This window comes from Bradyrhizobium sp. G127, from assembly GCF_021502575.1.
GTDB lineage: Bacteria > Pseudomonadota > Alphaproteobacteria > Rhizobiales > Xanthobacteraceae > Afipia.
On sequence record NZ_JAKFGN010000001.1, the window covers coordinates 2,155,302 to 2,177,634 of the forward strand.

The 22,333-nt window shown below is 59.1% G+C and carries 21 protein-coding genes; 19 read left to right on the forward strand and 2 right to left on the reverse strand.

Features of this window, described 5'->3' with window-relative positions; all coding sequences use genetic code 11:
- Positions 1 to 79: 79 nt before the first annotated feature.
- From LVY71_RS10170 to LVY71_RS10200, 7 genes are all read left to right on the forward strand, one after another.
- Positions 80 to 862, forward strand: a complete 783-nt coding sequence (locus LVY71_RS10170; protein WP_235099670.1) for a Cro/CI family transcriptional regulator — start codon at positions 80 to 82, stop codon at positions 860 to 862.
- Between the two features lie 39 nt (positions 863 to 901).
- On the forward strand, positions 902 to 1,138 hold the full coding sequence (locus LVY71_RS10175; RefSeq protein ID WP_235099671.1) for a hypothetical protein: 237 nt from the start codon (positions 902 to 904) through the stop codon (positions 1,136 to 1,138).
- A gap of 13 nt (positions 1,139 to 1,151) precedes the next feature.
- The gene (locus LVY71_RS10180) at positions 1,152 to 4,118 is read left to right on the forward strand and encodes a formate dehydrogenase subunit alpha (protein WP_235099672.1); all 2,967 of its coding nucleotides are present in this window, start codon (positions 1,152 to 1,154) and stop codon (positions 4,116 to 4,118) included.
- A gap of 13 nt (positions 4,119 to 4,131) precedes the next feature.
- Positions 4,132 to 4,728 carry a formate dehydrogenase FDH3 subunit beta gene (gene fdh3B / locus LVY71_RS10185; protein WP_028348819.1) on the forward strand — a complete coding sequence of 199 codons (597 nt, stop codon included), beginning with the start codon at positions 4,132 to 4,134 and terminating at the stop codon, positions 4,726 to 4,728.
- Between the two features lie 77 nt (positions 4,729 to 4,805).
- Positions 4,806 to 5,810, forward strand: coding sequence for a formate dehydrogenase subunit gamma (locus LVY71_RS10190; protein ID WP_235100079.1), 1,005 nt, complete (start codon positions 4,806 to 4,808; stop codon positions 5,808 to 5,810).
- Between the two features lie 84 nt (positions 5,811 to 5,894).
- Complete coding sequence (gene mobB / locus LVY71_RS10195) at positions 5,895 to 6,422, forward strand: molybdopterin-guanine dinucleotide biosynthesis protein B (protein WP_235099673.1); 528 nt, start codon at positions 5,895 to 5,897, stop codon at positions 6,420 to 6,422.
- Between the two features lie 5 nt (positions 6,423 to 6,427).
- Complete coding sequence (locus tag LVY71_RS10200) at positions 6,428 to 7,684, forward strand: molybdopterin molybdotransferase MoeA (protein ID WP_235099674.1); 1,257 nt, start codon at positions 6,428 to 6,430, stop codon at positions 7,682 to 7,684.
- Positions 7,685 to 7,690: 6 nt separating this feature from the next.
- Here the strand turns inward: LVY71_RS10200 and LVY71_RS10205 are convergent, their stop codons facing one another.
- Positions 7,691 to 7,846 carry a hypothetical protein gene (locus LVY71_RS10205; RefSeq protein ID WP_235099675.1) on the reverse strand — a complete coding sequence of 52 codons (156 nt, stop codon included), beginning with the start codon at positions 7,844 to 7,846 and terminating at the stop codon, positions 7,691 to 7,693.
- Between the two features lie 184 nt (positions 7,847 to 8,030).
- Here LVY71_RS10205 and LVY71_RS10210 point away from each other — a divergent pair, with 184 nt between their 5' ends.
- From LVY71_RS10210 to LVY71_RS10260, 11 genes are all read left to right on the forward strand, one after another.
- Positions 8,031 to 8,270, forward strand: coding sequence for a sulfurtransferase TusA family protein (locus LVY71_RS10210; RefSeq protein ID WP_235099676.1), 240 nt, complete (start codon positions 8,031 to 8,033; stop codon positions 8,268 to 8,270).
- Entirely contained in the window at positions 8,267 to 8,644 is a 378-nt protein-coding gene (locus tag LVY71_RS10215; protein ID WP_235099677.1) for a gamma-butyrobetaine hydroxylase family protein, read from the forward strand. The genes LVY71_RS10210 and LVY71_RS10215 overlap by 4 nt, the downstream gene beginning before the upstream one ends.
- A gap of 179 nt (positions 8,645 to 8,823) precedes the next feature.
- Positions 8,824 to 10,533, forward strand: a complete 1,710-nt coding sequence (locus LVY71_RS10220; RefSeq protein ID WP_235099678.1) for an NADH-ubiquinone oxidoreductase-F iron-sulfur binding region domain-containing protein — start codon at positions 8,824 to 8,826, stop codon at positions 10,531 to 10,533.
- Positions 10,530 to 13,295, forward strand: a complete 2,766-nt coding sequence (gene fdhF, locus LVY71_RS10225; protein ID WP_235099679.1) for a formate dehydrogenase subunit alpha — start codon at positions 10,530 to 10,532, stop codon at positions 13,293 to 13,295. The genes LVY71_RS10220 and fdhF overlap by 4 nt, the downstream gene beginning before the upstream one ends.
- 418 nt (positions 13,296 to 13,713) lie before the next feature.
- Positions 13,714 to 14,487 (forward strand): FadR/GntR family transcriptional regulator, encoded by a 774-nt coding sequence (locus LVY71_RS10230; protein ID WP_235099680.1) that lies wholly within the window; start codon positions 13,714 to 13,716, stop codon positions 14,485 to 14,487.
- Between the two features lie 101 nt (positions 14,488 to 14,588).
- Complete coding sequence (locus LVY71_RS10235) at positions 14,589 to 15,389, forward strand: ABC transporter ATP-binding protein (RefSeq protein ID WP_235099681.1); 801 nt, start codon at positions 14,589 to 14,591, stop codon at positions 15,387 to 15,389.
- Positions 15,389 to 16,267: a branched-chain amino acid ABC transporter permease gene (locus LVY71_RS10240; protein ID WP_235099682.1), complete on the forward strand. Its 879-nt coding sequence runs from the start codon at positions 15,389 to 15,391 to the stop codon at positions 16,265 to 16,267. The genes LVY71_RS10235 and LVY71_RS10240 overlap by 1 nt, the downstream gene beginning before the upstream one ends.
- Positions 16,267 to 17,307 (forward strand): branched-chain amino acid ABC transporter permease, encoded by a 1,041-nt coding sequence (locus tag LVY71_RS10245; protein WP_235099683.1) that lies wholly within the window; start codon positions 16,267 to 16,269, stop codon positions 17,305 to 17,307. Before LVY71_RS10240 ends, LVY71_RS10245 begins: the two co-directional genes overlap by 1 nt.
- Before the next feature lie 19 nt (positions 17,308 to 17,326).
- Complete coding sequence (locus LVY71_RS10250; RefSeq protein ID WP_235099684.1) at positions 17,327 to 18,505, forward strand: ABC transporter substrate-binding protein; 1,179 nt, start codon at positions 17,327 to 17,329, stop codon at positions 18,503 to 18,505.
- Between the two features lie 5 nt (positions 18,506 to 18,510).
- Positions 18,511 to 19,323: an ABC transporter ATP-binding protein gene (locus LVY71_RS10255; RefSeq protein ID WP_235099685.1), complete on the forward strand. Its 813-nt coding sequence runs from the start codon at positions 18,511 to 18,513 to the stop codon at positions 19,321 to 19,323.
- Between the two features lie 11 nt (positions 19,324 to 19,334).
- Positions 19,335 to 21,137, forward strand: coding sequence for an AMP-dependent synthetase/ligase (locus tag LVY71_RS10260; protein ID WP_235099686.1), 1,803 nt, complete (start codon positions 19,335 to 19,337; stop codon positions 21,135 to 21,137).
- Between the two features lie 74 nt (positions 21,138 to 21,211).
- Here the strand turns inward: LVY71_RS10260 and LVY71_RS10265 are convergent, their stop codons facing one another.
- Entirely contained in the window at positions 21,212 to 21,952 is a 741-nt protein-coding gene (locus tag LVY71_RS10265; protein WP_235099687.1) for an SDR family oxidoreductase, read from the reverse strand.
- A gap of 259 nt (positions 21,953 to 22,211) precedes the next feature.
- Here LVY71_RS10265 and pqqA point away from each other — a divergent pair, with 259 nt between their 5' ends.
- Complete coding sequence (gene pqqA, locus LVY71_RS10270; RefSeq protein WP_100380386.1) at positions 22,212 to 22,292, forward strand: pyrroloquinoline quinone precursor peptide PqqA; 81 nt, start codon at positions 22,212 to 22,214, stop codon at positions 22,290 to 22,292.
- Positions 22,293 to 22,333 lie beyond the last annotated feature (41 nt).

A 22,333-nucleotide genomic window follows, 5' to 3' on the forward strand; every position in this document is an offset into this window, starting at 1 on the left:
TACATATTTAGAACTAGAACAGTTCTAGCGAACAAGATGCCTTGTTTGAAGGCACGGATGGGAGAAGTCGGTTCGTACCATGCGGGACGCCGGTTTAGAGCAGGCAATCAAAGCAGCAGGCGGTGTCGCGTCACTGGCGAGAGCCGTTGGCATTTCGCAGCCTTCGGTATCAGCGTGGTCGCACATTCCAGCAGAACGAGTCCTGACTATCGAGGCGCTGACCCGCGTTCCGCGTTTCATCCTTCGTCCCGATCTCTACGGATCAGCGGGGGCTGACGTGGCATCATCCAACATTGACGAAATAGATCAGCTTCGCGCCGCCGAATACGGCATGCTTTCCCTGCTGCTCGGCAAGGCGCCGGATGCGCAGACGCTGTCGCGGATTGCAACGTTCAAAGGCGATGCCTCGGATCTTGGCTTGGCCCATATTGAACTCGCCTCAGTGGCAGAGATGGATGGGCGCGACGTCAACAGGGAATTCTTCGATCTGTTCATCGGTTTGGGACGCGGCGAATTGCTGCCCTATGCGTCGTATTACCTGACCGGCTTCCTTCACGAGCGTCCGCTCGCGCGTGTTCGTGAAGATTTCGATTTGCTCGGAATCGAGCGGGCGGGGCCGTCACGCGAGCCCGAAGATCACATCGCGACCCTGCTTGAAGTTATGGCCGGTCTCGCGCGCGGCGAGTTCGATACAGACTTTGCCACGCAGGCGAGATTTTTCGAACGGCACCTCAAGCCTTGGGCAGCGCGGATGTTCGCCGATCTTGAGATGTCGCAATCGGCCAAATTCTACCGTGCGGTGGGCCGTGTCGGGCGCGTGTTTATCGAACTGGAATCAGAGGCTTTCACGTTGTCTGAGTGATGCGGACAGCAAAACGGAATCGACTGGAAGGAGATCGCGATGAGCAAGCCGTCCAAGAGCAAGGCACCCGCTGGCGAAAGCAAAGTGCGGGACGCTAAGGGCCTCGATCGCCGGCGCTTTTTCATGATGGGCGGATCGGCGGTCGCTGCCGCCGCGATTGTGCCGGTCGCGAGCAGCGAGGCTGAAGCTGACGAGTCGCAGGCCGAGCGCGTCAAGGCGCGTTACAAGGCGGATTCGCCGGACGTCAAAAATTACTATCGCGTCAACCGTTACTGATGGAAGCACGCACATGTTGATCAGGCGAAAAGAAGGATCGGCCGGCAGGGCGCGGTTGCAAGGCATCGCGGCTGGCTTGGCTTCAGGCATTCTCGATCGACGAACATTCCTGCGCCGCTCGGGTCTGGTGGCGGGTGCGGGGGCTGCTATCGGATTGTCGTCGCTTGGATCGGTGCGCAAGGCGCAGGCCGGTCCGAAGATTGTCGGCGCGCCTACCGAAGTTAAAAAGAACATCTGTACGCATTGCTCGGTTGGCTGCACGGTCATCGCCGAAGTTCAGAACGGCGTTTGGGTTGGCCAGGAGCCGGCATGGGATAGCCCGATCAATCGCGGTTCTCACTGCGCCAAAGGCGCGTCCGTGCGCGAGCTGGTACACGGCGACCGCCGGCTGAAGTACCCGATGAAACTGGTCAATGGCGAGTGGCAGAAGATCGCCTGGGATCAGGCGATCAATGAGATCGGCGACAAGATGCTCGAGATCCGCGCCAAGTCGGGTGCGGACTCCGTCTACCTTCTCGGGTCGGCGAAATTTTCCAACGAAGGCGGCTATCTGTTCCGCAAGTTCGCCGCGTTTTGGGGCACCAATTCGATCGACCATCAGGCGCGTATCTGTCACTCGACGACGGTCGCCGGCGTAGCCAACACATGGGGCTACGGCGCCATGACCAACTCCTATAACGACATTCGTAATTCGAAGACGATTGTCTTCATGGGATCGAACGCGGCCGAAGCGCATCCGGTGTCGTTGCAGCACATTCTCACCGGCAAGGAAATCAATCGCGCCAACGTGTTCGTTCTGGACCCCCGGTTCACGCGCACGGCCGCCCATGCGACGGAGTATGTCCGGTTCCGCAGCGGCACCGACATCGCGGTGATATGGGGCATGCTGCACCATATCTTCGCCAACGGCTGGGAAGACAAGGAATTCATTGCGCAACGCGTTTACGGCATGGATCAGATCCGAGCCGAAGTCGCGAAATGGACGCCGGAGGAAGTCGAGCGGGTCACCGGCATTCCCGGCGAACAGGTCAAGAAGGTCGCCGAGACCTTCGCGAAGGTGCGGCCCGCCACGTTCATCTGGTGTATGGGCGGTACGCAGCACACTGTCGGGACCGCGAACGTTCGCGCCTATTGCAACCTGCTTCTCGCCACCGGCAACGTCGGCGTGTTCGGAGGCGGGGCCAACATTTTCCGCGGCCACTGCAACGTGCAGGGCGCAACCGATATCGGTCTCGATATTACGTCGCTGCCGCTCTACTACGGCCTGGTCGAAGGTGCCTGGAAGCACTGGGCCCGCGTCTGGGAGGTCGACTACGATTATCTGCAATCGCGTTTTGATGAGGTGCCTGCGAAGGCCGGTCGTCCCGCCCGCACGCGCAAGCAGAATATGGAACTGCCGGGCATTCCGTGGACGCGCTGGTTTGATGCGACGCTTGCCAGCCCGGACGATGTCGATCAGCGCGACACCGTGAAGGGCGTGTTCATCATGGGCCACGGTGGCAACACTGTGCCGCGCATGACCGAAATGGTGAAGGGGATCGAGAAGCTCGAACTGTTGGTGGTCGCCGATCCGCACCCGACGACGTTTGCCGCGATCTCTGACCGCAAGAATGGCACCTATTTGTTGCCTGCCTGCACACAATTCGAGACATCTGGTTCACGCACCGCCTCCAACCGGTCACTTCAGTGGGGTGAGCAGATCGTCAAGCCGATTTTCGAATCGAAGGACGATTACGAAATCATCTACAGAATGGCCACGAAGCTCGGTTTCGCCGAGCCGATGTTCAAGAACATCAAGGTGGAAAACAATCGTCCCGTTCCGGAAGACGTGCTGCGAGAGATCAATCGCGGTGGCTTCTCGACGGGCTATTCAGGCCAGTCGCCGGAGCGCCTGAAGACGCACATGAAGAACCAGGGCAAGTTCGACCTGGTGACACTGCGTGCGAAGGCCGACGAGCCGGAGATTGGCGGCGACTACTACGGCCTGCCATGGCCGTGCTGGGGCACGCCGCAGATCAAACATCCGGGAACGCATACGCTATACAACACCAATCTTCATGCCAAGGACGGCGGCGGCACATTCCGCGCGCGCTTCGGTGTTGTGTACGAAGAGAAGCAGCCGGACGGTTCGGTGAAGAACGTCAATCTTCTGGCGGAAGGCTCCTACAGCAAGGGCTCTGAACTGACCGACGGCTATCCGGAGTTTACCTATGGCGTGTTGAAGAAGCTCGGCTGGGACAAGGATCTCACCGAAGCTGAACTCGCCACCATCAACAAGATTGGTGGCAACAATCCTGACGGTGTTGGCTGGGCGGTCGATCTGTCCGGCGGCATCATCCGGGTCACGCTGGAGCATGGTGTGATGGCTTACGGCAACGGCAAGGCGCGCGCGGTGGCGTGGAATCTTCCGGATCCCGTCCCGGTTCATCGTGAGCCGATTTACACGGCGCGTCCGGAACTGGTCTCCAAGTATCCGACCCGTCCAGACGGACGTCAGTTCCGCATGGCCAATCTCGGCTTCTCGATTCAGAAGGCGGCGGTGGACAAGGGGCTTGCGAAGCAATTCCCGATCATCCTGACCTCCGGCCGTCTGGTTGAATACGAGGGCGGCGGCGAAGAAACACGTTCGAACCGATGGCTTGCCGAATTGCAGCAGGACATGTTCGTCGAGGTCAATACGTCCGACGCCGCCGAGCGCGGCATCAAGGATGGCGGCTGGGTGTGGGTGACCGGCCCGGAAAACGGCTCGAAGGCGCGGGTCAAGGCGCTTGTCACAGATCGCGTGGGCAAGGGCGTGGCGTTTATGCCCTTCCATTTCGCGGGCTGGTTCCAGGGTGTCGATCAGCGCGGCAACTATCCGAAGGGGGCCGATCCGATCGTGCTTGGCGAAAGCGTGAACACGATCACGTCCTATGGCTACGATCCGGTCACAGGTATGCACGAGGGTAAAGTCACCCTCTGCCAGATCCAGACGGCGTGAGGGGAGAATAGAGATGGCTCGCGTCAAATTTCTTTGTGATGCCGACCGTTGCATTGAGTGCAACGCCTGTGTGACGGCCTGCAAGAACGAACATGAAGTGCCGTGGGGCATCAATCGCCGCCGCGTCGTCACGATCAATGACGGCAAACCCGGCGAACGCTCGGTGTCGATGGCCTGCATGCACTGTACGGATGCGCCGTGCGCGGCGGTTTGCCCGGTGTCTTGTTTCTACACCACGGCAGACGGCGTTGTTCTTCATTCGAAGGATCTCTGTATCGGTTGCGGATATTGCTTCTATGCGTGTCCGTTCGGTGCGCCTCAGTATCCAAAGGTCGGAAATTTTGGTTCGCGCGGCAAGATGGACAAATGCACCTATTGCGCGGGCGGTCCGGAAGCGGACTCCACGCCGGCCGAGTATGCCAAGTACGGCGCTAACCGTCTTGCCGAAGGCAAGCTGCCGATCTGCGCCGAGATGTGTTCGACAAAATCGCTGCTTGCAGGTGACGGCGCCATCATCGCCGAAATCTACAAGGAGCGAGTGATGAAGCGTGGTTACGGTTCGGGCATGTGGGGCTGGAAGACGGCCTACAGCGATTCACCGACCGGCTAAGCGAGCGTCGGGAGCCGCTCGCGGTCTTCGACAGCATGCTCGTGTCATTCTTGAATGGAAACTGGAAGGTCGTGCCGATGTCGATCTCGCTCTCAACCCTTAGGGCTGTATGTGCCGTCATTGCGCTATTGTTTGTCGCACAACCGGCATTCGCGCAGCTGTCCTTTAAACCCACCGCCGATGCCGTGCATGAAGATCAGCTTCTTAAGGCGCTCAAGGAAGGTGACAAGATCACGGGCCGGATCACGATTCCGGATCCGATGGCGTCGAGCCTGATCCAGCCCGCGGGAAAAGACTGGCGTGATTTTCAGCGCAGCAAGCTCCCTATCATTGGTGGTGTCGTCATCATCGGAATGCTTGCGCTGCTCGCTATCTTCCTGATGATAAGAGGCCGCATTCGGGTCGAGCAGGGTTTGTCCGGCGCCAAGATTCTCCGCTTCGCCAGCTTCGAGCGGTTTACGCATTGGTTGACAGCGAGTTGTTTCATCCTGCTCGCGCTGTCGGGGCTTAACATCAGTTTCGGACGCGCACTGATCCTGCCGATTTTTGGCGCGCAATCATTCTCTACGCTGACCGCGTGGGGGAAGATGGCGCACAACTACCTCGCGTTCCCGTTCATGCTGGGCCTCGTGATTATGTTCCTGATCTGGGTCAAGGATAACATTCCCGGGAAGCTCGATCTCGTATGGATCAGGAAGGGCGGCGGCCTTCTGAAGCACGGCGAACATCCGCCGGCCAAGCGCTTCAATGCAGGTCAGAAGGGTATCTTCTGGATCGTGATGATCGGCGGCTTTCTGATGTCCCTGTCCGGCTGGTTCCTGTTGTTTCCCTATATCCCGGCCAATGTTACGGCTCTGCAGTTCTGGACGGTCATCCACGCTGTGATTGCTATGCTCTTTATCGCGGCAATGCTCGCCCACATCTACATCGGCTCGATCGGTATGGAAGGGGCCTTTGATGCGATGGGGACCGGAGAAGTAGATATTAACTGGGCCAAGGAGCATCACGCGCTCTGGGTCGCGGAGGAGCAGGCCAAGGGTCATGTGCCTGCCGGCAATCCGCGGGCCATGCCCGCAGAATAATTGAAGCTTTCGACCAGACGCATATCCCTATAAAGGGGACTGTCCAGCATGGCTGGACAGTCCCTTTGAGTTTCGGAGCGCGACATGAGGGTGATAGGTCTCTCGGGATGGAGCGGGGCAGGAAAGACGACGCTGCTTGCCCGCCTTATTCCGCATCTGACCGCCAAGGGCCTGCTTGTGTCTACGATGAAGCATGCCCACAGTAATTTCGATGTCGATGTTCCCGGTAAGGATTCCTGGCTACATCGGCAAGCCGGAGCCACCGAGGTTCTGGTTTCCTCGGGACGCCGCTGGGCCTTGATGCACGAATTGCGGGGGGCGCCGGAGCCGCCATTCGCCGAGTTGCTGCTGAAGATGTCGCGGGTCGATATCCTGATCGTTGAGGGGTTCAAGGCTAATCCGCATCCCAAGATCGAAGTCCATCGCGCCGCGAATGGCAAGCCGCTGATGTTTCCGAATGATTCAACCATCATCGGTGTGACGGCCGATATTCCGGTTGAAACCGCGTTGCCCTTTGCGTATCTCGACGACATCCCGGCTATCGCACAAATGATAAGCGCGTTAGCGGTGAGGATCGAGGACGTCCTTGCGCATGAGGCCGCAGGAGCCTGACTGCAATGGCGCAGCTTTCGGATGACTGTTTTGCGTTCGGTGGGCCGATGATGTCGGTCGACGAGGCCGTGGCCACCATAGCAGCCCGCGTCAGCGCCGTGACTGAGACCGAATGGGTGGACCTTGCCGAGGCCGATGGCCGCGTTCTAGCGTCCGATGTGAGGGCGCCGCTCGCGTTGCCGCCATTTACCAACTCGGCCGTTGACGGATATGCGGTGCGGAGCGCCGACTTGCCGCGCGAGACGGAGCAGGCGTTTCCAGTGTCGGGCCGTGTTCAGGCAGGATCATTGAGTTCGACGGCGATTGCTCCGGGTGAAGCGATCCGGATTTTCACCGGCGCACCGATGCCTGTCGACGCGGATACCGTCTTCATGCAGGAAGATGTGAGGACGGATGAGACGGGCAAGGTCGTGCTGCCGCCGGGTCTCAAGACTGGCGCCAATGTTCGGCCCGCGGGCGAGGACATTCCGGAAGGTCATTCCGCGCTACTCGCAGGGCGGCAGTTGCGGCCGCAGGACATCGCGCTGATTGCGGCGCTGGGACTGACCCGGATCAGGGCGAAGCGCCGGTTGCACGTTGCCGTATTTTCGACAGGCAATGAGGTGGTGTCGCCCGGCACGCCACGCGGGGCGGCACAACTGTTCGATTCCAATCGCTTCATGCTCACGGCAATGCTGAAGCGTCTCGGATGCGAGGTTCGTGATCTCGGTATTTTGCGCGACGATCGCACATCACTCGCGCTGGCGCTGATGGATGCTGCCGCCCATCACGATCTCATTCTGACATCGGGCGGCGTTTCCACCGGCGAGGAGGATCATGTCAAGGCAGCGGTCGAGAGCGTCGGCACCTTGGTGCTCTGGCGTATGGCGATCAAGCCCGGCCGTCCCGTCGCAATGGGCATCATTGGCGGCACGCCGTTTATCGGGTTGCCCGGCAATCCTGTGGCAAGTTTTGTCACTTTCGCCTACGTCGTCCGTCCGACTGTCCTGGCGCTGACCGGTACCGCTCAGAGAAGGCCGGTGCCGATGCCTGTGCGCGCCGCCTTCAGTTACGCGAAGAAGATCGGCCGCCGCGAGTATGTCAGGGTCAGTTTGCGTGAGGGCGGTGAGGGCATCCTGGAGGCGGTGAAGTTTCCGCGTGAGGGTGCTGGCCTCCTCTCGTCGCTGGTCGATACCGACGGATTGGTGGAACTCGGCGAGGAGGTGGCCACGGTCAAGCCGGGCCAGATGGTGGGATTTCTGGACTATTCGGTTCTGCTCTAACGCAGATCAGCTCGGTCCGATCAGATTATGGCCGGGATCGCCGACGCGAGCTCCACTCGTCGAGAACGCGACGTAGCCAGGCTCCTGGAATTTATTGAGCAGCATGGACACCGCAACGGCCGAGAGCCCGGCGAAGACCAGTGCGACAACAAAAACCCTCATGGCATTCCCCCAGATCATCTGTTCCTGTTACATTTTATGGGCGTTGGAACAGGGCAAGGCAAGCTATCCAGTGTCGCGCTTTAGTCGCACGTATGCGCGTTCCAAAAGACCGTCGATGATGCGCTGCAAAAGACGCCACGAGGGATGCCATTGACGTTGCACAGAGCCTCCGCCATTGAGAGGCATGGCCATGACTAAACTCGATCTGACGGGGCTTAAATGCCCGCTTCCGGTGCTGAAGACACGCAAGGCGCTCAAGACGTTGACCGCAGGCGACCGGCTGGAGGTGCATTGCACGGACCCGCTGTCCGTCATCGACATCCCGAACCTGATCCGCGAGACCGGAGATCACGTCGAAATCATTGAACGCTCCGATAAGCGCATCGTGTTCATGATCGAAAAGACGGATGGAGCACCCGCTTGAGCGGCCCCGCGATCTGGCCAATTGAAATCCGGCTTGCGAAAGACAGACGTTCGCTGACCATCGTGTTCGATGACAATGCGAGTTTCACTCTGTCCGCAGAGATGCTTCGTGTCACCAGCCCCTCGGCTGAGGTGCAGGGCCATTCTGAGGCAGAGCGGAAGACCGTCGGCGGCAAGCGCAACGTCGCAATTTTATCTGTCGATCCTGTCGGAAACTACGCGGTGCGGATCAATTTCGACGACATGCACAATTCCGGAATCTACTCTTGGACCTTTCTGCATGATCTCGGGACCAATGCTGAACGGCGCTTTCAAAATTATCTCGACGATCTCGCCGCCAAGAATCTGAACCGGGACAAGCCCGGCATTCGCTAGCCGCTGTGGCGTCCGGCACCCCGTTTGAGCCGCAGCTGGCGATCCTCTATCGGAACTCCGTTTCATATTGCTAGGAGCCGCGGCAGTCGGTTGTTCTGAGCTAAGACATTGGAATAATTCTTGGCATACTAAATGCCAGAAGCTATCGTAGCTCGAAGCACCGGGAATGAGACATTTGAATGAGCCATAGCGTCCAAAAAGTTCAGCCGTTCGAACATCCGGGCGAGGGTCGCCGGCGCGCAAAATCGACGCCGAAAGGCAGGCAGATCGATCCGCAAGCGGCTGAAGAGATTGAATTTTTGCTTGGCGACCGTCCCCGGTGGCGCGATTTGCTGATTGAGCACCTCCACCTTATTCAGGACAAGTACAACCAGATTTCAGCGGCTCATCTCGCGGCGCTGGCCGACTCGATGAAGCTGGCCTTCGCAGAGGTGTTTGAAACCGCGACCTTTTACGCGCATTTCGACGTGGTCAAAGAGGGCCAGCTGGACCTTCCTCCGCTGACCATCAGGGTTTGCGATTCTCTTACCTGCGCCATGCTCGGCGCGGAAACTCTGTTAAGTGAGTTGCAGAAGAGTGCCGGACCGGGGGTCCGCGTCGTGCGCGCGCCCTGCGTTGGCCGTTGCGATACGGCACCCGCTGCGGAGGTCGGACATAACTTCGTCGATCACGCAAGTGTTGAGAACGTTCTGGCCGCGGCGAACGGCGGTGATACGCACGTGCATCTGCCGAAGTACGCCGACTACGATTCCTATGTGGCCAACGGTGGCTACGCGCTGCTTACGAAGTTGCGTTCCGGTGCGATGACCAAGGAAGATCTGCTGAAGGCGCTCGACGATGCGTCGCTGCGCGGCCTCGGCGGCGCAGGTTTCCCCACGGGCCGCAAGTGGCGTGCCGTGCTGGGGGAACCCGGTCCGCGCCTGATGGCGATCAATGGTGACGAAGGCGAGCCGGGGACGTTCAAGGATCGCTACTATCTCGAAACCGATCCACATCGTTTCATCGAAGGCATGCTGATCGGTGCCCATGTCGTCGAAGCGCCCGATGTCTACATCTACCTGCGCGATGAATATCCGGCGTCGCGCGAGATCATCGAACGAGAGATCGCCAAGCTGCCGCCGGGTGGGCCGGCGCTGCATTTGCGCCGCGGTGCGGGGGCGTACATCTGCGGCGAAGAATCCGCATTGCTCGAGAGCATCGAAGGCAAGCGCGGGCTTCCCCGGCACAAGCCGCCATATCCGTTTCAGGTTGGCTTGTTCGGATTGCCGACATTGATCAACAATGTCGAGACATTGTTCTGGGTGCGTGACATCGTTGAAAAGGGAGCGGACTGGTGGAAGTCGCACGGCCGCAATGAACGTCAGGGCCTGCGCAGCTACTCGGTCTCCGGTCGCGTGAGAAATCCCGGCGTGAAACTCGCCCCGGCCGGTGTCACGGTGCGTGAACTGATCGACGAGTTCTGCGGTGGAATGGCTGAAGGGCATACGTTCCACGCCTATCTGCCGGGTGGTGCCTCGGGCGGCATTCTGCCGGCATCGATGGACAACATCCCTCTTGATTTCGGTACCCTGGAAAAATACGGCTGCTTTATCGGCTCCGCGGCAGTTGTCGTCCTGTCTGACAAGGACGAGGTCAAAGATGCCGCGCTAAATCTAATGCGCTTCTTCGAAGACGAGAGCTGCGGCCAATGCACGCCATGCCGCGTCGGAACGCAAAAGGCTGCGGTACTGATGCAGCAACGAAACTGGAACCGCGACCTGCTCGACGAATTGAGTCAGGCGATGCGTGATGCATCGATTTGCGGTCTGGGGCAGGCAGCTTCGAACCCGCTGACCACGGTTATCAAATACTTCCCTGAGGAATTCGCGCCCAAGGAGGCCGCAGAATGACCAAGATTCAATTCGAGCTCGACGGGAAGATGGTTGAGGCGCAGCCGGGCGAGTCGATCTGGCAGATCGCTAAGCGTGAAGGCACCGAAATTCCGCATCTTTGTTACTTGCCGAAGCCGGATTACCGAGCCGATGGCAATTGCCGCGCCTGTATGGTTGAGATTGAAGGCGAGCGCGTGCTAGCCGCTTCCTGCAAGCGCATGCCGAATGTCGGCATGAAGGTGAAGTCCGCGAGCGCCCGGGCCGTCTCCGCCCGCAAGATGGTGATGGAACTGCTCGTCGCCGACCAACCTGCGCGCGCGACGTCGCACGATCCCGATTCCAAGTTCTGGAACTGGGCTGACAAGATCAATGTCACTGAAAGCCGCTTTCCGGCAAACGAGCGCTGGCAGGGTGATAGCAGCCATCCTGCCATGAGCGTCAATCTCGATGCCTGCATTCAATGCGGACTTTGCGTGCGCGCCTGCCGTGAAGTACAGGTCAACGACGTCATCGGCATGGCGTACCGCAACCATGACGCCAAAATCGTGTTCGACTTCGACGATCCGATGGGCGAGTCCACCTGCGTCGCATGTGGGGAATGCGTGCAGGCGTGTCCGACCGGCGCGCTGATGCCGTCCGCATACCTCGATGCCAATCAGACGCGCGCGGTCTATCCGGACAAGACAGTAGATTCACTTTGTCCATTCTGCGGCGTCGGTTGTCAGGTGACGTATCAGATTAAGGAAGAGAAGATCGTCTACGCCGAGGGGCGCGACGGTCCCGCGAACCACAATCGCCTCTGCGTGAAAGGCCGATTCGGTTTCGACTATATTCATCATCCTCACCGGATCATAAAGCCGCTGGTGCGATTGCCGAATGCCAAGAAGGATGCCAGCGATCAGGTCGATCCGGCCAATCCATTCACGCATTTTCGCGAGGCGTCATGGGAAGAAGCTCTCGATATTGCCGCGAATGGTCTTGCGAAAATTCGCGATACTAAGGGTGTCAAGGCGCTTGCCGGCTTCGGATCGGCAAAGGGCTCGAACGAGGAAGCCTATCTGTTTCAGAAGCTGGTACGCACCGGATTCGGCTCGAACAACGTCGATCACTGTACGCGGCTGTGTCACGCGTCGTCGGTTGCAGCCTTGATGGAAGGTCTGAACTCCGGCGCGGTGTCGGCGCCGTTCGCGGCAGCAGCGGATGCGGAAGTTATTATTGTCATCGGGGCAAATCCGACTGTCAATCATCCCGTCGCTGCGACCTTCATCAAGAATGCGGTGAAGAAAGGCGCGAAGCTGATCGTGATGGATCCGCGCCGGCAGACACTGTCGCGTCACGCTACCATGCATCTTCAGTTCAAGCCGGGCAGCGATGTCGCGATGCTGAACGCAATGCTGCACACGATCATCACCGAGGGATTGACCGACGCGCAATATATCGCCGGTTACACCGAGGGATTTGACGATCTCAAGGAAAAGATCAAAGAATTTCCGCCAGAGAAGATGGAACAGATCTGCGGCATTCCGGCCGAGACTCTGAAAGAAGTCGCCCGCATATATGCGAAGGCAAAATCCTCGATCATCTTCTGGGGTATGGGTATCAGCCAGCACGTCCATGGAACAGACAACGCGCGCTGCCTTATCGCACTGGCGTTAACCACAGGACAGATCGGACGTCCCGGAACGGGCCTTCACCCGCTGCGCGGACAGAACAACGTGCAAGGGGCATCGGATGCGGGTCTCATTCCGATGTTTCTGCCCGATTATCAGCCGGTCGGGCGCACGGATCTTCGCAAACCGTTCGAAAATCTCTGGCACCAGGAAATCGATCCGGTTCGCGGATTGACGGTCGTCGAGATCATGAACGCGGTCCATGCCGGCGAGATTACCGGCATGTACATCGAGGGAGAAAACCCTGCGATGTCTGACCCTGATTTGCAGCATGCCCGCCAGGCTCTCGCCATGCTTGAGCACCTGGTGGTCCAGGATCTCTTCGTGACTGAAACCGCGTTCCACGCCGACGTGATCCTGCCAGCCTCCGCATTCGCTGAAAAGGAAGGCTCGTTCACAAATACCGATCGGCGTGTGCAGATCGCACGTCAGGTAGTCAAGCCGCCGGGTGATGCCCGTCAGGATCTTTGGATTATTCAGGAAATTGCCAAACGAATGGGGCTCGACTGGAATTACGCTGGCCCCGCGGATGTCTTCACCGAGATGACGTATGTGATGCCCTCGCTGAAGAATATCACGTGGGAGCGCTTGGAGCGGGAAGGGGCAGTGACTTATCCGGTCGATGATCCATTCAAGCCAGGCAACGAGATCATTTTCACCACCTGTTTTCCCACTGAAAGCGGCCGAGGCAAGATCGTACCCGCCCGCGTTACGGCGCCGGACGAGATTCCTGACGATGAATACCCGATGGTGCTTTCGACTGGTCGTGTTCTCGAACACTGGCACACAGGCTCAATGACGCGCCGGTCTGAGGTGCTCGACAACATTGAACCTGAAGCAGTTGCTTTCATGTCCCCGAAGGATATGCGGCGTCTCAAGGTATGGCCCGGCGATGTTATTCGGTTGGAAACCCGCCGCGGCGCGATCGAAGTCAAGGTTCGCTCAGACCGGGACGTGCCGGAGAACATGGTTTTCATGCCGTTCTGTTACGCGGAGGCGGCCGCGAATCTGCTCACCAATCCCGCGCTTGATCCGTTCGGCAAGATTCCTGAGTTCAAGTTCTGCGCAGTGCGTGTAGACCGCGCCGAACTTCGCTCTGCTGCAGAATGACATTGCTCGCCCTGCCAGCGAAGTGCGCCATCTCCTTTTCGTAGCAGCACCCTTCCTATTCGGGTGGTGAACCTGGCGATCGCGCTGAGGATTACGTCGGTAATCAGTTCTGCCCAAGCGAAGTTCGTCGGGTAAGCTAGCCGTTCGCGATGCGCGAGGTTGGCAGGTCCTTCTTCCTGCTGACCGTCCGCGACTCAGATCATCGCTGCCGTATAAGCGGGCCGCGCCTGCCGCGGCCGTTAGCGCGGTGTTGCCAGCTAAGGCGGAGCGTGCTTCACCCCATTTGTCGGACAAAGTACCAATTGGGTCTGAATTTGTGCGTCGCACCAGAATTATGCTGCATATCAATTATTTCGGGGCAATTGACGAGGTGATTTTTCACCTCTAGCAATTGTCCGACAAACGACGTCGAGACTTCATGACAGCCGCGTTGCCGAGTTTCACACGTATCGAGGTTGCGCCCGCCTATCAAAAGGTGGCCGACGCGATCGAGCGTGAGATCGTCAACGGCCGGATCAAGCCCAACGACCCCATCGGAACGGAATCCGAACTGGTCCAGCAATTCGGGGTCAATCGCTCCACGGTGCGCGAGGGCATTCGCGTTCTTGAGGAAAGCGGATTGATCCGGCGCGATTCCAGCCGCCGCCTGTATGCGTGCTTGCCGCGCTACAATAAGCTCGCCAGCCGCCTTAGTCGCGCGCTGGTGCTGCATGAAGTGACATTCCGGGAATTGTACGAAACCGCGATCATTCTCGAGATTGCGGCAATGGAATATGCGGTCGATCACGCCACCGACGATGACATCGCGGAGATCGCACTCAATATTGAGAAGACCGAGCAATCCGTCGGCAATCCTGCGGCGTTCGCCGAACTGGACGCGGATTTTCATATCCTGATTGCGAAGGCGTCCCATAACCGCGTGCTGCTGCTCGCGCGGGAGCCTGCGGGTCTGCTGTTTTTCCCGACCACCGAGATGGTGGTCCGCAATGTAGCCGAGGGCATGCCGCGTCTGATCGCCGCACACCATCATCTTCTGGACGCCATTCGAAAGCGCGACAAGGAAGCGGGTCAGGTGTGGATGCGGCGGCATGTCGAGGACTGGCGTCGCGGTTTTGAGCGCGCCGGCAATTCGCTCGATCGTCCGGTCGAGCGCATGTACATGGAACACGCATTGGTGGCGCAGAAGCGATAGGCGCAGGAGCTAAAGAACAAGACCGCAAGAGCGCGAAAAGCGCCGGCAGGGTCAAGGGGGAGTGTCAATTGTCGGGTCTTGCGAAGCCGGATTCTGCCGGCTTGAATATCAGCAGTCTCTCGCTTGCGTTCGGGGGCCTGAAGGCACTGACGAATGTATCGTTCTCGGTCGCGCCGGGAGCGATCACGGCGGTGATCGGTCCGAACGGCGCCGGCAAGACCTCACTGTTCAATTGCATTTCCGGCTTCTATCGCCCTTCGACCGGCGCGATCGAATTCGGCGGCGACGACATCAGCAAATTGCATCCGCCGGCGCGGGCTAAGATGGGGTTGGCACGCACGTTCCAGAACATCGCGCTGTTTCGCGGCATGACCGTGCTCGACAATATCAAGCTCGGCCGCCACGCCCACATGCACACCAATGTGTTCGATGCGTTGTGGTACTTCGGCCGCGCGAAACGCGAAGAGCTTGAGCTTCGCTCCGAGATTGAGCGGCGAGTCCTTGATTTTCTTGAGATGGAACACATTCGAGACCAGCCGGTGGCCTCATTATCCTACGGCTTGCGCAAGCGCGTCGAGCTTGCGCGCGCACTCGCCATGAAGCCGCGCATTCTGATGCTGGATGAGCCGGTGGCGGGCATGAACCGCGAAGAGACCGAAGACATGGCGCGCTTCATCCTTGATGTGAAGGAGGAGTGGGGCGTCACCATCCTGATGGTCGAGCACGACATGGGCCTTGTGATGGATATTTCCGACCATGTCGTTGTATTGAATTTCGGTCAGGTGATCGCGGCCGGAAAGCCTGTGGAGATCCAGAACAATCCGGACGTCATCGCGGCTTATCTCGGCTCCGGCGATGTGGGCGATCTGTCGCGGCGAATCGCCGGCGAGAGGGCGGCGTGATGGATTGGTTGTTCCTGTTCGAAATCGTTCTGTCGGGTCTTGGCTCGGGCGCGCTGCTGGCGCTGACCGGCATCGCTTTCGTGCTGATCTACAAGGCCACCAAGGTATTGAACCTTGCGGTCGGCGAAATGCTGATGCTGTGCGCCTATTTTTTTTTCGGAATGACCGCCGCGCTGGCGTTGCCGGTCTGGCTTGCGATCATCCTGACGGTGATCGGCGGCGGTATTCTCGGCGGCGTCATCGAGCGCATTCTGATCCGCCCGATGCTCGGCGAAAGCCCGATCTCGGTGTTCATGGTCACGGTGGGTCTGAGTTCGGTCCTCATCGGTTTCGTCGAATTCTTCTGGGGCAGCGATCCAGCAACCTTGCCGAACTTCCTGCCGTCGAAGCCCGTCTTCATCGGAAGTGCTTATATCTCGCCGAAGATCGCGGTGAGTTTCGTGGTGGCGACCGTCCTTATTGCGGCGTTCCTTGTGATCTTTCGCACATGGCGCGGCGGCGTGGCGTTGCGCGCCACGGCGACCGATCAGGGCGCGGCGTTTTCCTGCGGCATTAATGTGCCTGCGGTGTTCTCGGTGTCGTGGATCGTTGCCGGCATGGCGGCGGCGGGATCGGGCATTCTGATCGGCTCCATCGGCGGCATCTCGCCGACCATGGGTGTGTTTGGCCTGTCGGTGCTGGTCGCGGTGATCGTCGGCGGTCTGGACTCGATTGCCGGCGCTCTGGTTGCGGGCCTCGCGATCGGCGTCGTCGAAGCACTCGTCGGCACCTATCTCGGCGGTGAATTCAAGCTACTCGTCACCTTCTGTATCCTTGTGGTCGCATTGATGATCCGTCCCTACGGATTATTCGGCACTGTTGAAATCGAGCGACTCTGATGCGTATCGGTGCCGTCCATCAAACCTACGCCCAGGCAGAAGCGCTGCTCGACACCAATTTCCAGCGCGTGATGCTGGCTGCGCTGTTCGCGGCGCTGGTGCTGTTCCCGTTCTTTGCAGATCAATACTGGATCTATCTCGCGTGTCTGGTTCTCATTCACATCGTCAGCACGACTGGCCTCAATATTTTGACCGGCTACACCGGGCTTGTGAGTCTGGGGCAGGCGGCTTTCATGTCGGTGGGCGCGTACACGGTCGCCATTCTGGAAATCCGCGTCGGCACGCCGTTTATCATCAACCTCATCCTAGCCGGTTTCGTCTCGGCGGCTGTCGGCCTCGTCGTTGGCGTGCCGAGTCTGCGGGTGAAGGGGCTTTATCTGGCGATCGCGACCATCGCCGCGTCCTTTATCCTGCATTTCCTGTTCGCCAACGGTCCGGCGTTCCTCGGAGGGACTCAAGGGTTGAGCATGCCGCCAGCACGGCTGTTCGGCTATGATCTTGCGCGGCCATTTCAGCTCTACTGGCTGTTCATGCCGCTGACGGCGCTGTCGGTGGTCGCGGCAGCGAACCTGTTCCGCACCCGGATCGGCCGCGCCTTCATCGCCATCCGCGACCGTGACATTTCGGCGGAGGTGCTCGGCATTCCGCTGCTGAAATACAAGCTGCTCTCGTTCGCACTGTCATCGTTCTACGCAGGCGTCGCGGGCGGCATGTGGGCGTACTTCTTCAGGGTGGTGACGCCGGAAAGTTTCCCGCTGATCTATTCGGTGTTCTTCCTCGCCGCCGTCATTGTCGGCGGCATGGGGACCATTCTCGGCGCGATCCTCGGCGCAATCTTCATGACCATGGTGCCGGAGTTCCTGAAGATTGCGGTATCCTATTTGACTTTCATTCCGAATGCGACGGCGCAATTGTCGCCGATCCGGACGATCGTTTTCGGCGCGCTCATTATCGGGTTCCTGCTGTTCGAGCCGCAGGGCCTAGCCGAAATCTGGCGCCGCGTGCGGCGTTTCTTTCATATATGGCCGTTCAAAAAATGACAAACAGGGAGAAACACCAATGAGAGTCTTTCCAACGCGCCGCAAGGTGCTGTCTTATGCAGCCGCTGGCTGCCTCGCTCTAGGTCTTCAAGCTCCGGCACAGGCCGCCGACGATATCGTCATCGGCGCTTCAATGCCGATGACCGGCGTGTTCGCATTCGCCGGCATCGCGCTCAACAATGCGTTCCAGGACTATGTGAAGATCGTCAATGACGCCGGCGGCATCAACGGCCGCAAGATCAAGTATGTCGCTGAAGACACCGGCTACAAGGTCGACAATTCGGTGGCAGTGTTCAACCGCATCACTAGCCAGGAGAAGGTGAGCCTTTATTACGGCGACTCGACAGCTTTCTCGAAGACCATCAATGCCGAACTGAACCGCCGCGGCGACATCGTTCTCGCGGGGGCATCTTTTGCGTCCGAACTGAACGATCCGAAGAACTTTCCATATCAGTTCATCGCTGGTCCGGATTATTCGGAAATGATCGGCATCCTGCTGGAGTACATCGCCAAGACCAAGCCGGGCGCCAAGATCGCTCTCGTCAACTCCGACACCGAATTCGGGCGCGATCCGATCGTGCCGACCGAGAAGCGTGCGGCTGAACTCGGCTTGAAGATCGTAGAGAAGATCGCAACGCCCCCGACCAGCGTTGACGTGTCCACCGAAGTGCTCAAGCTGCGTCGCGCCGATCCGGACTACACGATCTTCCACGGCTACATTCTGGCGCCTCTGCCGGAATTCATGACGCAGGCCAAGCAGCTTGGCCTCAAGACCAAGTTCATGGGGACGTTCTGGTCGATGGACAACGCCATCTGGGCGAAGTCCGCCGAGGTGGCCGACGGCTTCATGGGCGTGATGCCGTATCGCTATTACTTCGACACCGAAGGCAAATCGCCGATGCTGGAGAAGATCCGGCAGATCCGCCCCGAGTATCAGTCGACCGGCTACATGCAGGGCTTTCTCACCGCGATGCTGATGACCGAAGCTGCCAAGCGCACGCTTGACGCCAAGAAGGATCTCACAGCGGCCAACATGAAGGCCTCGCTGAATTCCATCAAGGATTTCGACACCGGTGGCATCATTGGCGTGCCGATTTCGATTCCCGGAAACACCGTTCCTGTCGGCCGCGTCTATCAATATGACGGCGCTAACAAGACCATGAAGCCGGTCTCCGACTGGATCAAGATCGCGAAGTAACGACAATGACCGCGGAAGCACTTCTCTCCGTCAACAACATCGAGGTCGTCTATAACAAGACGGTCCAGGTGCTCCGCGGCCTGTCGCTGAAAGTCGACAAGGGAGCGGTGGTCGCATTGCTCGGCTCCAACGGGGCGGGCAAGTCGACCACGCTCAAGGCTATCTCCAATCTTCTCGAACTGGAAGACGGCAAGGTCACCACCGGCGAAATCCTGTTCAAGGGAGGCGCCATCTCGCGCTTCGCTCCGCATCAACTGGTGCGGAGCGGACTTTTCCATGTGATGGAAGGGCGCAGGATTTTCGAAGACCTGACGGTGGAGGAAAATCTCACCGCCGCGACCTATGCGATGACGGCGCGCGCGGGCGGCAGGACGCCGTTCGATCTGGTCTACACCTATTTCCCGCGTCTCTTTGAGCGCCGAACCGGACGCGCGGGTTATCTGTCTGGCGGCGAACAACAGATGCTAGCCATCGGTCGTGCGCTGATCGCGCAGCCCGAACTGATGCTGCTGGACGAGCCGTCGCTCGGTCTTTCTCCCAAGCTGGTGGAAGAAATCTTCACCATCATCGCGCGGATCAACCGCGAGCAGGGGGTCTCGATGCTGCTGGTGGAGCAGAACGCGGCAGTGGCATTCGCAGTCTCGACTTACGGCTACATCATGGAGTCGGGCAAGATCGTCACCGACGGGCCGACCGAGCAATTGATCCGCGATCAGGACGTGCGGGAGTTCTATCTCGGCGTTGGTGCCGCCAATGCCGAGACCAAGGGCTTCCGCGGCATCAAGCACTACAAGCGCCGCAAGCGCTGGCTCTCATGAACGAGGTCACCATGACCGAGAGATTTCCGGAACACACGCTGTCGCAGATGCTGCGCGAAAACGCACGCCGCCATCCGGATCGCGTGGCGATCCGGCAGAAAGAGTTTGGCATCTGGAATCCATGTACGTGGCGGGGCTATTACGAGCGCGCCTGCCATATCGGCCTCGGCTTTCGTGCGCTTGGTCTGAGTGCGGGCGGCCACGTGGCCATCCTGTCTGAGAATCGCATCGAATGGGTGCTGGCGCAACTCGGCGCCAACATCATGGACGGCATCGCGGTCGGCGTTTATCCGACCAGCCCGTCGAACGAAGTCGCCTACGTGCTGGCGCATTCGGAATCCGAAATCATTGTCTGCGAAGATCAGGAGCAGGTCGACAAAGTTCTGGAGCGTCGCGACGAATTGCCGAAGCTGCAGCAGATCGTGGTGATCGAAACCAAGGGCATCAGGGATTATCCGCCCGATCAGGTGATATCGTTCGAAACGCTGGAAGCCTTGGGCACGGATTATGAGACGAGCCACGCGGCTTTGGCCGGTGAGATACTCGACCGGCAGTTGCTCTCGCAGATCGCGCTCATCATCTACACGTCTGGTTCGACCGGAAAGCCGAAAGGTGCGATGCTGAGCTACAACAACATTCGCGCGCAGGCCCTCGCCGCCACGGAGCGGCTCGGCCTCGATCAATCGGAAAGCCTGCTGTCCTATCTGCCGCTCTGCCATGTCGCCGAACAGATGACGACGGTGATGGTGCCGGTCTATCTCGGCTCGCTGGTCAATTTCGGGGAATCGATCCGTACCGTGCAGGAAGACCTGCGCGAGGTGGCACCGAGCATGTTCCTTGGCGTGCCGCGCATCTGGGAAAAGCTGCATTCGTCGATCCACATCAAGCTTCTGGAAGCGGGACGCGTCCGGCGCACGCTGTTCGAGCGTGCCTATGCAGCTTGCGAGTCGTTCGCCGAAAAAAATCCCGCCGACAGAACGCTGTCCGAGCGTGTAAAGTTCGGACTGTCCTATTGGCTGATTTTCCGCGCCTTGCAGAACTTCATCGGCCTGCGCGAAACCCGCATCGCCATGACGGGGGCCGCGCCGATCTCGTCGGCGATTGTGCATTTCTTCCGCACCATCGGCGTGCCGCTGATCGAGGTCTATGGACTAACAGAAAGCTCGGGGATTGCGCTCGGGCAGGTGCTGTCCGACCGGCGGGTGGGCACGGTCGGCAGCGGCATTGCCCGCATGGAGACCAGGCTCGGCGCCTCGAATGAGTTGCTCATTCGCGGCGATACTGTGTTTTCAGGATATTATCGCAACGAAGAAGCGACCAAAGCCTCCATCCGCGATGGTTGGCTGCATACCGGCGATGTGGCGGAGTTCTCCGACGGTCACTTCCGCATCGTCGACCGTCTGAAGGACATCATGATCACCGCGGGCGGAAAAAATCTGAGTCCGTCCGAAATCGAGAATACCGTCAAGGCCAGTCCCTTTATTAAAGAATGCATCGTTATTGCCGAGGCGCGGAAATATGTCTCCGCGCTGATCCAGATCGACTACGATCTTGCCGGGAAGTGGGCCGAGGAAAAGGGGCTTGCTTATACCAATTTCAAAAATCTTACCGAGAACGCCAGCCTACGCGATCTGATCCAGTCTGAAATCGACGCGGCGAATGCGCAGCTCGCTCAGGTCGCGCAGATCCGAAAATTTTATCTGCTGACCAAGGAACTCGACCACGACGACGACGAGGTCACGGCGACGATGAAGGTCCGCCGGGCCAATGTTCAGGTCAAGTATCGGGCTGAAATCGAGAGTCTTTACAGGTGAGCCGGGCGGAATCCGCCCGCACTATTACAAGAAGCATGACGGCTGAAAACCATCATGCTTCTTCTTGATGGCATTCAGACGAGGCCCCCATTGGCGCGTAGCACCTGGCCGTTAATCCATCCGCCGTCGGGGCCCGCGAGAAACGACACTGTGCCAGCGATGTCGGCGGGCTGAGCGAGACGTTCGAGCGGCGCCGTTTTCGCCATGCGCTCGATCAGCTCGGGTGATTTGCCGTTGAGAAACAGATCGGTGGCGGTAGGGCCGGGTGCCACGGCGTTGACGGTGATGTTGCGGCCCCGCATTTCCTTCGCAAGGATCGCGGTCATCGTCTCGACGGCGGCCTTGGTCGCGGCATAGATTCCGTAGTTCTCCAGCTTTGTTCCCACAACGCTCGTTGAGAAGTTGATGACGCGGCCGCCCTTGCGCAAATGCCTGGCCGCTTCGCGCAAACCGTTGAACGTGCCTTTCAGGTTAATGGCGATCATGCGGTCGAATGCAGCATCATCGGCATCGGCGAAACTTGCAAGCTGCATGACGCCTGCGTTGTTCACCAGCACGTCCACGCCGCCAAAGGCTGTTTCTGTCACGTTGAACATGCGGCGAACCGCCTCCGGATCGCTGACGTCAGCCTTGACGGAGAGGGCGCGACCACCTGCAGCCTCGATCTTTGCGACAAGGGCCTCAGCTTCAGGCTGGCTGCCGGCATAGTTGATGACAACGGTGAAGCCGTCCTTGGCGAGGCGTTCGGCAATCGCCGCGCCTATTCCGCGCGAAGCCCCAGTCACGATTGCTACCCTGTTGGATTGGTTGGTCATCTTGTTCTCCATGGCCGCTTTGTTCCCCACCGGCTTGCGGGCGCTCAGTTGCCGCAAGACCGCGGCGCTTGCGGCGTTCGTGATGCCCGGTGCGAAGGTGAACGACGCCCTAGTTCCGAGTCTTTTGCGTTGCAGCGAAGTCACGCTTTTGTGGCAGCCGCGCGCGAACTTTACATGACAGGTAAATAGAACTCCGTGTTAGTTTAGGTGTTGATGAGGACATAAGAATCCCATCATCAAAAGGGTAAGGAGACCAACAATGGCCTGGAAGACCCCCAAGATTGTCGAAGTACCGGTCGGCATGGAAATCAACATGTACGCCTGCGCGGTGCGCAAGTAAGCGACACCGTTATCACGCTCGTAGTGGAGTGATCCGGTTTG